10 protein-coding genes are annotated in these 11,367 nt (G+C 36.9%); all 10 read left to right on the top strand.

The features are described 5' to 3' along the window. Positions 1-295: 295 nt before the first annotated feature. The 10 genes from MJG50_RS21650 (at position 296) to MJG50_RS21695 (ending at position 11,281) form a co-directional block, all read left to right on the top strand. A complete protein-coding gene (locus tag MJG50_RS21650) occupies positions 296-1,402 on the top strand; it encodes a Leu/Phe/Val dehydrogenase (RefSeq protein WP_275695712.1) in 1,107 nt (368 codons plus the stop codon). A gap of 63 nt (positions 1,403-1,465) precedes the next feature. Next, a complete protein-coding gene (pdhA, locus tag MJG50_RS21655; protein ID WP_240257856.1) occupies positions 1,466-2,536 on the top strand; it encodes a pyruvate dehydrogenase (acetyl-transferring) E1 component subunit alpha in 1,071 nt (356 codons plus the stop codon). Then, complete coding sequence (locus MJG50_RS21660) at positions 2,533-3,528, top strand: alpha-ketoacid dehydrogenase subunit beta (RefSeq protein ID WP_240257857.1); 996 nt, start codon at positions 2,533-2,535, stop codon at positions 3,526-3,528. Before pdhA ends, MJG50_RS21660 begins: the two co-directional genes overlap by 4 nt. 13 nt (positions 3,529-3,541) lie before the next feature. Further along, on the top strand, positions 3,542-4,729 hold the full coding sequence (locus MJG50_RS21665; protein WP_240257864.1) for a dihydrolipoamide acetyltransferase family protein: 1,188 nt from the start codon (positions 3,542-3,544) through the stop codon (positions 4,727-4,729). Next, positions 4,730-6,172, top strand: a complete 1,443-nt coding sequence (gene lpdA / locus MJG50_RS21670; RefSeq protein WP_240257858.1) for a dihydrolipoyl dehydrogenase — start codon at positions 4,730-4,732, stop codon at positions 6,170-6,172. Between the two features lie 112 nt (positions 6,173-6,284). After that, positions 6,285-7,400: a 4-hydroxyphenylpyruvate dioxygenase gene (gene hppD, locus MJG50_RS21675; protein ID WP_240257859.1), complete on the top strand. Its 1,116-nt coding sequence runs from the start codon at positions 6,285-6,287 to the stop codon at positions 7,398-7,400. A 67-nt stretch (positions 7,401-7,467) separates the two neighbouring features. Beyond that, complete coding sequence (hisC, locus tag MJG50_RS21680; RefSeq protein ID WP_240257860.1) at positions 7,468-8,559, top strand: histidinol-phosphate transaminase; 1,092 nt, start codon at positions 7,468-7,470, stop codon at positions 8,557-8,559. Between the two features lie 3 nt (positions 8,560-8,562). After that, positions 8,563-9,183: a flavin reductase family protein gene (locus MJG50_RS21685; protein WP_240257861.1), complete on the top strand. Its 621-nt coding sequence runs from the start codon at positions 8,563-8,565 to the stop codon at positions 9,181-9,183. Positions 9,184-9,187: 4 nt separating this feature from the next. Then, a complete protein-coding gene (locus MJG50_RS21690) occupies positions 9,188-10,108 on the top strand; it encodes a fumarylacetoacetate hydrolase family protein (RefSeq protein ID WP_240257862.1) in 921 nt (306 codons plus the stop codon). A 15-nt stretch (positions 10,109-10,123) separates the two neighbouring features. Beyond that, positions 10,124-11,281 carry a homogentisate 1,2-dioxygenase gene (locus MJG50_RS21695; protein WP_240257863.1) on the top strand — a complete coding sequence of 386 codons (1,158 nt, stop codon included), beginning with the start codon at positions 10,124-10,126 and terminating at the stop codon, positions 11,279-11,281. Positions 11,282-11,367 lie beyond the last annotated feature (86 nt).

Raw genomic sequence — 11,367 nt, forward strand, 5'->3', positions numbered from 1 at the left:
TGGTGTGAGAGGGTCGAACGAATCAAAATTCCGATTCGTTCACTCTACTCGATTTTGCTAATTTATATGAATTTGCGAAAAATTTACATAATTTATTGACTAGTTATTTAACGGAATGGTATCATATCGTTAAATAAACGTCATACATATTAATGTTATGATGATTTCTACTTTTTTAGTTTATCTTTTTATGTTTACACAAAAAACATTTAACAATGGCTAAATTTAAGGAGATGACTTTTTTATGATTGAAAGCGCTACCAATATGACTGATAAAATGAAGGCCACCATTGATATGAATCTCTTTGATAAAATTCGTGAACATGAGCAAGTTGTATTCTGTAATGATGATGCAACGGGGCTTAAAGCGATTATCGCGATTCATAGTACGAAACTTGGCCCGGCTTTGGGGGGCTGTCGTATGTTTCCATATGATAGTGTTGATGATGCTTTAGATGATGTTTTACGATTATCAAAAGGGATGACATATAAATGTGCTGCAGTAGATGTAGATTTTGGTGGAGGAAAAGCAGTTATAATTGGTGATCCAAATAAAGATAAAACTCCTGAACTATTTCGAGCTTTCGGACAGTATGTGGATTCACTGAATGGCCGGTTTTATACGGGAACTGATATGGGAACAACAACTGATGATTTTATTCATGCATTAAAAGAAACAAATTGCATAGTTGGTGTAGAAGAAGAATATGGAGGTAGTGGAGATTCCTCTGTTCCAACTGCACACGGTGTTATTTATAGCTTACAAGCCACGAATAAGACAATTTGGGGAACTGATCATTTAGCAGGAAAAAGTTATGCGATTCAAGGTTTAGGAAAGGTAGGCTTTAAAGTTGCGGAGCATCTTCTACAAGAGGGAGCAGACTTATATGTAACGGATATTAATCAACTTGCTATTGAGCGCCTTCTGGAAAAAGCGAGAGAAGTTGGAGCAGGTATTAAGGTTGTTGAAAGTAATGAGATTTATCAAACAAATGCGGATGTATTTATCCCTTGTGCATTTGGTGGAATTATTAATGATCAGACAATTCAACAATTATCAGTGAAAGCTGTAGTTGGTTCAGCAAATAATCAATTACTCAATCTACATCACGGGAAAATGCTCCAAGATAAGGGAATTCTCTATGCACCAGACTACATTGTTAATTCTGGTGGACTTATCCAGGTAGCTGATGAACTATATTCACCTAATAAGGACAGAGTCCTAAAAAAGACAAAAGCCATTTACGATTCTTTATTATATGTATACGATCATTCACAAGCCCATGGGATTACAACTGTTGAAGCCGCAAATATATTCTGTGAACAACGAATTAATGCTAGAAGTATACGCAATAGTTTCTTTTCCCATACGAATCGTCCGAAGTGGACAATTAGAAAGTGATTTTTTGACCAATTAACAACATACTGACTGTAATAAAGTTATTAATTGAAAAGGGGGAAGGGAATGGAGAATAGGTTTCCAATTTTACAATTAATGAACCAGCAAGGAATAGTTGTTTCTCCTAAACATGAACAAATGATAACTGCTGAACTTGTGAATACATTTCTTAGCCACCTTATTAGGATTCGAATCTTTGACCGAAAGGCAGTTAGTTTACAAAGACAAGGGAGAATTGGTACGTATGCACCATTTGAGGGACAGGAAGCAGCACAGGTAGGAAGTGCACTTGCTTTAAAGGAGAATGATTGGCTTTTCCCGACATATCGGGAGCATGGGGCTGCTATGACATTTGGGCACTCATTACGTAATATTCTACTCTTTTGGAATGGCCGGAATGAAGGATGTATTCCACCAAATGGGAAGAAAATTTTCCCCCCTGGAATTCCGATCGCAACACAAATTCCACATGCAGTTGGAGCTGCATATGCCGAAAAACTGAAAGGAACAAAAAATGCAGCTATCGTCTACTTTGGTGATGGTGCAACATCTGAGGGAGATTTTCATGAAGGACTTAATTTGGCAAGTGTATTAAAGTCTCCTGTTGTCTTTTTCAATCAGAATAATCAATATGCTATCTCGGTACCCCTTCATAAGCAAATGAATACGAAGACAATAGCGCAAAAGGCAATTGCTTATGATATTCCCTCAGTAAGAATCGATGGAAATGATGTTTTTTCGGTTTACTATGAAACGATGAATGCATTAGAACGAGCAAGAAGTGGTCAAGGACCAACATTAATCGAGGCAGTAACATGGAGATATGGTGCACATACGACTGCTGATAATCCATCTAAATATCGTGATCAATCGAAAAGTAATGATCTTCGCCATGAAATTGACCCCATTCTTCGCTTGGAAAGATGGTTAAAAAATAAGGGGTTATATGAAGAAAAATGGTTTAAGGAAATGGAAGAAAATGCTGCGAATGAAGTAGAATCTGCTGTTCAGGAAATGGAGGATTTCCCACCAGCTAATCCAGCAGATATATTTGATTATGTCTTCGCTAAGCCGACATGGACAATTGAAGAGCAAAAACAACAGTATTTGCAGCTGATAGGGGATGAAATTCAATGAATATTGCAGTTAAGACAAAAACATTAACCCTAGTTCAAGCAATTACTGATGCAATGGATATAATGCTTCATGACCGTAAAGAAGTCATTTTACTAGGTGAAGACATCGGGGTAAATGGTGGTGTTTTTCGTGCTACTGATGGGCTTCAAGAAAAGTATGGAGAAAATCGAGTTGTTGATACTCCTTTAAGTGAAGCTGGATTTGTTGGGGCGGCAATTGGTATGGCTGTAAATGGCTTTCTTCCTGTTGTAGAAATTCAGTTTCTCGGCTTTATTTATCCTGCTTATGAGCAAATTATGACTCACGCCTCACGGCTAAGAATGAGAACGATGGGCCATTTTACTGTACCTATGGTTATTCGGGCCCCTTATGGAGCTGGTGTAAGAGCACCGGAGATTCATTGTGATAGTACAGAAGCCATCTTTACACATATGCCAGGAATAAAGGTTGTCTGCCCATCAACCCCCTATGATGCAAAGGGTTTACTTATTGCAGCAATAGAGGATCCAGATCCAGTATTGTTTTTGGAACCAATGCATAGTTATCGTTCGATTAGAGAAGAGGTTCCAGAAGAAAAATATTCAGTCGAAATTGGAAAGGGTAAAAAGCTAATTGATGGTGAAAATGTTACCGTACTTGCCTGGGGTGCAATGATGCCGGTTGTTTTGAAGGCTGCAAAAATGGCAAAGGAAATGGGTATCAGCTGTGACGTAATTGATTTGAGAACCCTTTATCCGTTGGATAAGGAAATCATTGCTGAATCTGTTCAAAAAACTGGTCGAACAGTCATTGTTCATGAAGCACATGCGACTGGTGGAGTTGGGAATGACATCATATCAATCATAAACGATACATCTTTTCTTTATCAAAAGGCACCTGTTGAACGTGTGACTGGTTTTGATATACCAGTACCTTATTTCGGCTTTGAAGATCATTACTTGCCCTCTACAAAACGAGTCGTGCAAGCGATTGAAAAAGTATGTAAGTTCTAGGAGGTAAAAAATGATTGAAGTAAAGCTTCACGATATCGGTGAAGGAATGACTGAAGCAAATATTTCAAGTTTTTTAGTTAAGCCTGGTGATATAGTCAAGGCTGATGATCCACTCATTGAAATTCAAACAGATAAAATGACAGCAGAAATTCCAGCTCCTAAAAATGGAATTGTAAAGGAGTTTATGGTTGCTCAAGGGCAATTAGTTTCTGTCGGAACCACATTATTACTTCTAGAGGATGTTCATTCGATTGAAATGAATATCACACAACCCCCAGATTCAAAAAAAGAAAATTTTACTGTCAATTCGGATAAAAAGAAACGAATTATGGCATCCCCATACACGAGAAAAATTGCACGAGAGCATAATGTACAAATTAAGGATATCGAAGGAACTGGACCTGCAGGGAGAATCACTGATGAAGATGTATATCGATATATCCAGCTGTCTAAAAAGCTTGTAGAAACCGTTGGTCAACAAAAAGAAGAACATAAAAATGATCAAATTGGTGAAAAGATTCCTTTTCGAGGTCGAAGAAAACAAATCGCAAAACGGATGACCCAATCGGTCTACACGATACCACATTGTACTCTTTTTGAGGAAGTGGATGTTACAAATTTAATCCAGTTTCGCAATGAATTAAAAACAACTAATATACATCTTTCTCTAACTGCATTTTTTATTAAGGCAATTTCATTAAGTTTAAAAGATTATAAGATTTTTAATGCAAAACTAGAAGAAGAACAAGAGTTCATACACATACTGAATGAACATCATATTGGTATTGCAACCGATACTCCAGAAGGTTTGATAGTTCCTGTTATTCATCATGTTGAACAAAAAACAATCACTGCGATTCACGAAGATTTGAAGGAACTCACTCACAAGGCAGTCGAAAATGCATTATCCATAAAAGAGATTACCGGTGGAAGTTTTACGATTAGTAATGTAGGACCTTTAGGAGGAAGTATTGGTGCAACCCCAATCATTCAACATCCTGAGGTCGGACTCATGTCTTTTCATAAAACTAAGAAAATGCCAGTTGTAGTAAAAGATGACCAAATTGCGATCCGTTCCATCATGAATATCTCGATGTCTTTCGATCATCGGGTGGCTGATGGGGCAACAGCAGTTGCATTTACTAATCGATTTGCACAATTCATAAAAAATCCAAATCTAATGTTGTTGGAGATGATCTAAATGGTTGTAGGGGAACTTGCATATGAACGTGATCTCCTCATCATTGGTGGAGGGCCTGGGGGCTATAATGCCGCTATAAGGGCCGCCCAATTGGGGAAGAGTGTTACCTTAATTGAGCGTGAACAATTAGGTGGGGTATGTTTAAATAAAGGCTGCATTCCTTCAAAAGTATTTACACATGCTGCTGATAAACTATATTCCTATCAAAAAAATGAACAATTAGGAATCGAATGCGACACTCTTACCTTCAATTATTCAAAACTTGAAAAGTATAAGAATAAAATAGTAGATCAACTTAGACAAGGTGTTGAAGCATTGTGTCAATCAAATCAGATTGAATTACTTATGGGGAATGCTTTCTTTCTATCAGAAAATAAAATTGGTGTTGAAAAAGATGAGCAGTATGAAATCTATCAATTTAAAAATGCCATTATTGCAACGGGATGTAGCCCTAAATCAAATAAACTCTTTAGCAAACTTGATTCAAAAAAGGTATTAAATCATTGGTCAATATCTACTGTAAGGGAAGTACCAGATAGACTAATCATTTATGGAAGTGACTATATTACTCTGGAAATGGCAATGAGCTTTCGCGCTTTCGGTTCAACAGTATCAATTCTCCTTGACGACGGCAAAGAAGAGTTTCCATTTGATCCAGCAATTAATAGAGAGCTAGAGCGAATATTAAAAAAGAAGAAAATAGCCATCTTTAAAGGTGTGATTAAAGAGGTTAAAGAAGATGGTAGTGCTGTAATGATAGATGTGGTTCGAAAGGAATCAGTGAAAACAATTATAGGCTCATATCTATTTGTTTCCAATCATTACATTCCAAATACAAAGGAATTAGGATTAGAACGGATTGGCATCCAGATTGATCAGGATGGTTTTATTGTAACAAATGAAAAATGTCAAACTTCAGTAAATCATATTTATGCGGTTGGTGATGTAACAGGTGGAGAACAGTTAGCAATAAAAGCGATTAAAGAGGGCAAGGTTGCTTCCGAAGCTATTTCAGGTATTCCTTCTGAAATTGATATTACAAATATCCCAACAATTGTTAGGGCAGTTCCACCTATTGCTTCGGTAGGGTTAACTGAAAATGAAGCAATTGAAAGTGGCTATGAAATTTCAACAGGACAGTTTTCTCTAAATGGAAATGGGTTCGCAACGTTAATCGATAAGAAAGAAGGGTTGATAAAAGTAATAATCGATAAAAAAAGTCAACTAATATTAGGGGTTCATATCATTGGTGAAGGAGCAGTCGAACTGATTTCCACGGGTATTCATGCGCTTGAAATGATTGCTAGAGAGGAAGATTTATTATTCCCTTTATATCCTCATCCGAGCATTAATGAAGGATTGCTTGAGGCTATTGAAGCTTTGAGTGGCTTATCTATCCATACTGCTCAAAGAAAGAAGAGTAAAGAAATTGCCCAGTTCTAGTTCCTTCACTGCGGAAAAGCATTGTAGCTTTAAATGGCACTCTTGAGATAGATTCAATAAGTACTATATTATTAATCTGAATATTATTAATTTTATAACAGGAGGAGTTTAGATGAAAGAAGAAGTAGTAGTAAAAAATCATGAGGTGGAAGATTTTTTTCCAGTACAAGAGGTTGATTATCTTGAAATTTATACAGGAAATGCAAAACAAGCTAGCCACTATTTTTGTACAGCATTTGGGTTCAAACTAGTTGCTTATTCAGGGCTAGAAACAGGAAATCGCGAAACTGTTTCCTATGTTCTTCAACAAAGAAAGATTCGATTAATCCTAACTGGTTCCTTAAAAGAGGAGAGTCGTGTTTCCTCATTTGTTAAAAAACATGGTGATGGTGTAAAAGATATAGCATTAACAGTTGAAAATGTCGAAAGGGCTTACGATGAAGCGGTTTCAAGAGGTGCCATTGCGATTTCCCCTCCAATTGAATTAAACGATGAGCACGGAATTATTAAAAAGGCAATTATCGGAACATATGGTGATACAATCCATACATTGGTTGAACGAAAAGGTTATAAGGGGACGTTTATGCCAGGCTTTGAACCGATGGTAGGTACATCACCATTTGAAGATGCTGGATTTATCGGAATTGATCATGTAGTTGGAAACGTAGAAAGAATGGAAGAATGGGTTAATTATTATGCGAATGTTATGGGGTTTAAAGAAATGACTCATTTCACGGATGATGATATTAGTACAGAATACTCTGCTCTCATGTCGAAGGTTATGCATAATGGTGGACGTATTAAATTCCCGATTAATGAACCAGCAGAAGGAAAACGTAAATCACAAATCCAGGAATATCTCGAATTTTATAACGGTCCTGGTGTTCAGCATTTAGCAATATTAACGGAAGACATTGTAAATACAGTTGCAATTCTTAAGAAGAATGGTGTTGAGTTTTTAAATACTCCAGATTCTTATTATGAAATGCTTTCTGAGAGGGTTGGCAAGATAGATGAGGACATTGAAAAAATTCGTGAACTAAATATTTTAGTAGATTGTGATGATGAAGGCTACTTGCTACAAATTTTCACAAAGCCAATTGTTGACCGTCCTACATTGTTTGTAGAGATTATTCAACGAAAAGGTGCTCGTGGATTTGGCGAAGGAAACTTCAAAGCACTATTCGAATCAATCGAACGAGAACAAGCTAAAAGAGGAAATCTATAATTTCATCATGTAGCAAACTCAAGAAGGGGATATACTTCCCCTTCTTTAGAAAATTTGAGGTGTGTCGATGAAAATCAATACTCGCAAAGAAATTGAAGAGGTCAGACCATATAATCTAGGAAAATCTCCAGAAGATATAAAGAATGAATATGGATTACAAGTCATTCAAAAAATGTCAGACAACGAAAACGTATATGGTTGCACAACCGATGTTGAAAAAGAACTAACTCATAGCATCAAGCAATTACATTCATACCCAGATGGAATAACAACCGTCCTCACAGAAAATCTAGCAAGCTTTTATCAATTAAATCAAAACCAATTCCTAATTGGAAACGGCTCCGAAGAAATAATTCGTTTATTAACTCGAGGATATATCTCGAGTGGTGATGAAGTCATTATTGCAGACCCTACATTTCCACGATATGAAGCAAATGCAATCATTGAAGGTGGAATACTTGTTAAGGTACCATTGCGGGATGGAAAGCATGACTTAAGAGCAATGGTCGAGGCCATTTCAATTCGAACAAAAATGATCTTTGTATGTAACCCGAATAATCCAACAGGGACTATTGTGGGAAAGGATGAGTTATTCCAATTTATTAAAACCATCCCTAATCATATTATAGTTGTTATTGACGAGGCTTACTTTGAATATGTCATGACAGATGATTATTTAAAAACACATACTTTGTTAGATCGTTTTGCAAATCTTGTGATCTTACGAACATTTTCAAAAGTTTATGGTTTAGCGGCCCTACGTGTTGGTTATGGAATGATGTCACCAGATTTCGTTCAACAATTAATGAAGGTGAAAGATGTTTTTAATGTGAACCAATTAGCTCAGAATGCTGCTAGGGTTGCATTAAATGATCAACATTTTGTCAAGGAATGTGCCAAAAAGAATCAACTAGAAAGAGAGTTTGTAACACGTAAATTAATTGAAATGGATTATAAAGTATACCCATCTGAAACAAATTTTTTATATGCTTGTAGTGAACATCCAGTTGCTGAAAAACTTCAGAAGAAAGGAATGTTGGTAAGAGCATTTTCTCAACCAAACGGTGGAGAAGCAATAAGAGTTACATTGGGAACGCGAGAAGAAAATATAGCATTTCTTCACGTTATTGGTATGTTGAAGAAAGAGAGGGTGGTGTAAGTTATGGAACTAAACCCAGAATCTCTACAATGGAAGGATGCATATAAACTATTAGTCGGTTCAATCCTTCCACGTCCAATCGCATTTATAACCACGATTGATGGGAATGGAATTGTAAATGCGGCACCATTCAGCTTTTTTACAGCTATTTGCGCAGAGCCAATGCTGATCTGTTTTTCACCTATGATAAGGGGAACTGATGGTGAGAAGAAGGACACATTAATAAATATTGAAGCAACAAAGGAATTTGTCGTTAATATCGTCAGCGAAGACTTTGTAAAACAAATGAATGATTGTGCAATTGAATATTCTGCGGATGTTGATGAATTAGAAGCAACTGGGCTTTTAAAGGAAGATAGTGCAACAGTAATAGCCCCTCGAATTAAAGAATCTAAGGTTCATATGGAATGTGAACTATATCAAGTCTTACATTTTGGTGGTCACCCCGGGGCCGGTAGCCTTGTGATTGGGAAAGTAAAGCATGTCCACATTCATGACGACCTATATGAAAGTGGTCGAATTCTCACTGAAAAACTAAAGCCAGTTGGACGATTAGCGGGTCAAATGTTTACCAAACCTATAACAGATACATTTGAATTAATTCGTAAAAAGGAACCAAGGTGATCATATGAAATTTGTAACATTTGAGCGAACTGGTGGAATAGAGCGGGTTGGTCTTTTCATGGATGAACGGTATGTCATTGATCTTCATGAGGCCACAAACGGAATGGTTCCGACTACTATGCTAGCTTTGTTAGAACGGTATCAGGATTATCACGAATCTATTTCGTCCATTTCAAAAAATATCCCAGAGCAAGGGGTATACATTTTTCAGGAAGTGAACATAAAAGCTCCGTTGCCCAACCCTAAAAGTCTGCGTGATTTTTATGCATTTGAACAGCATGTTAAGACAGCAAGACAAAATAGAGGATTAGAGATGGTACCAGAATGGTATGAAATACCTGTGTTTTACTTCTCCAATCATTTAGCAATCAAGGGACCTAATGAAGAAATTAGTCGGCCCAAACAATGTGAATGGCTAGATTATGAGCTTGAAATTGCTTGTATTATTGGGAAGGAAGGAAAGAATATTAAAACGAGTGAGGCAGAAGAATATATTTTTGGTTATTGCATTATGAATGACTGGAGCGCTAGAGATTCACAAAGAAAAGAAATGGCTGTCGGATTGGGTCCAGCTAAGGGTAAGGATTTTGCAACGTCTATTGGACCATATATTGTCACTAAGGATGAATTAGAAAGTAACAGAGAAGGTAAGGGATATAATCTTAAGATGTCAGCAAAGGTAAACGGTAATCTTTTATCCGAAGGAAATTTTAAAGATATTTATTATAGTTTTGCTGAAATGATAGAACGAGCATCAGAAGGAGTCACTCTATATCCTGGAGAAATAATCGGTTCTGGAACAGTTGGCACTGGCTGTATACTCGAATTAGGTACAGAGTTTCATCGTTGGTTAGAACAAGGTGATGAAATTGAATTAGAGATTACAGGATTAGGAAAATTGAAAAATAAGATTGCTAAAAAGTAGATAGAAGGTGAAATGATGTATTATCGGAAATTAGGAAAAATCCCTCACAAACGTCATACCACTTTTCGAAAAGAGGATGGTAGTCTATATCGTGAGCAGGTAATGGGGACGAAGGGGTTTTCCGGTACACAATCCATTCTTTATCATCATTATATGCCAACAGAAGTAGCAAAATCAGAATTGATTGGAAACTATGTACCGGAATTCGAGGACCAACAACCACTTAGTCATCGTCATTTCTATACAGACAGGCTTTCGAATACTGGTGATGCATTAGCTGCAAGGGAATATCTATTAGGAAATGATGATATACTTATCGGAGTAATCAATGTGACTCAAGCAATGGAGTCCTATTATCGTAACGGCGATGGAGATGAAATGCTGTTCATACATTATGGTTCCGGTAAAATTGAAACGATGTTTGGCACGATTATGTATCTTCCTGGAGATTATGTAGTCATTCCTATTGGTACGATATACCGTGTTATTCCAAATCAAAATGAAACTACGAAAATATTATTTATAGAGGCTTTTAGTCAAATAACGACTCCACGTAGATATCGGAATGAATATGGACAATTATTAGAGCATAGTCCATTTTGTGAGCGGGATATTCGTGGGCCGGAGCAATTAGAAACATATGCTGATAAAGGTGAGTATGAGGTCATAACGAAGTCAAGAGGATACTTGCATTCACATGTATTAAACCATCATCCTCTTGATGTTGTCGGATGGGATGGCTATTTGTATCCATGGATGTTCAATATTGCGGACTTTGAACCAATCACAGGAAGGGTTCATCAGCCGCCACCTGTACATCAAACCTTTGAGGGGCATAATTTCGTCGTTTGCTCATTTGTTCCAAGACTATATGATTATCATCCAGAATCAATTCCAGCTCCATATTATCATAGTAATGTTAATAGTGATGAACTGCTCTACTATGTAGACGGTAATTTTATGAGTCGAAAGGGTGTAAAAGAGGGCTCCATTACACTACATCCAAGTGGAATACCACATGGACCACATCCTGGAAAAACTGAAGCAAGCATTGGGAAAAAAGAAACACTTGAGCTTGCAGTGATGATTGATACATTCAAACCTTTGAAGGTTGTAAAAAAAGCAATTGCTTACGAAGATAAGCAATATATGTATTCTTGGATTGAAAAATAAGTAATAAAAAACCGCTTACCTTAAGTAAGCGTCAGATTGTCGACAAAAGGCACCGAGAGGAATCCCTCTCGGTGCCTTTTGTCATT

This window comes from Fredinandcohnia quinoae, from assembly GCF_022427965.1.
GTDB lineage: Bacteria > Bacillota > Bacilli > Bacillales > Bacillaceae_L > Ferdinandcohnia > Ferdinandcohnia quinoae.

What these genes read in the sequence shown, in the direction of transcription:
- MJG50_RS21650 (WP_275695712.1), top strand. Translation starts at nt 296, where the DNA reads ATGAATCTCTTTGATAAAATTCGTGAACATGAGCAAGTTGTATTCTGT.
- pdhA (WP_240257856.1), top strand. Translation starts at nt 1,466, where the DNA reads ATGGAGAATAGGTTTCCAATTTTACAATTAATGAACCAGCAAGGAATA.
- MJG50_RS21660 (WP_240257857.1), top strand. Translation starts at nt 2,533, where the DNA reads ATGAATATTGCAGTTAAGACAAAAACATTAACCCTAGTTCAAGCAATT.
- lpdA (WP_240257858.1), top strand. Translation starts at nt 4,730, where the DNA reads ATGGTTGTAGGGGAACTTGCATATGAACGTGATCTCCTCATCATTGGT.
- hppD (WP_240257859.1), top strand. Translation starts at nt 6,285, where the DNA reads ATGAAAGAAGAAGTAGTAGTAAAAAATCATGAGGTGGAAGATTTTTTT.
- hisC (WP_240257860.1), top strand. Translation starts at nt 7,468, where the DNA reads ATGAAAATCAATACTCGCAAAGAAATTGAAGAGGTCAGACCATATAAT.
- MJG50_RS21685 (WP_240257861.1), top strand. Translation starts at nt 8,563, where the DNA reads ATGGAACTAAACCCAGAATCTCTACAATGGAAGGATGCATATAAACTA.
- MJG50_RS21690 (WP_240257862.1), top strand. Translation starts at nt 9,188, where the DNA reads ATGAAATTTGTAACATTTGAGCGAACTGGTGGAATAGAGCGGGTTGGT.
- MJG50_RS21695 (WP_240257863.1), top strand. Translation starts at nt 10,124, where the DNA reads ATGTATTATCGGAAATTAGGAAAAATCCCTCACAAACGTCATACCACT.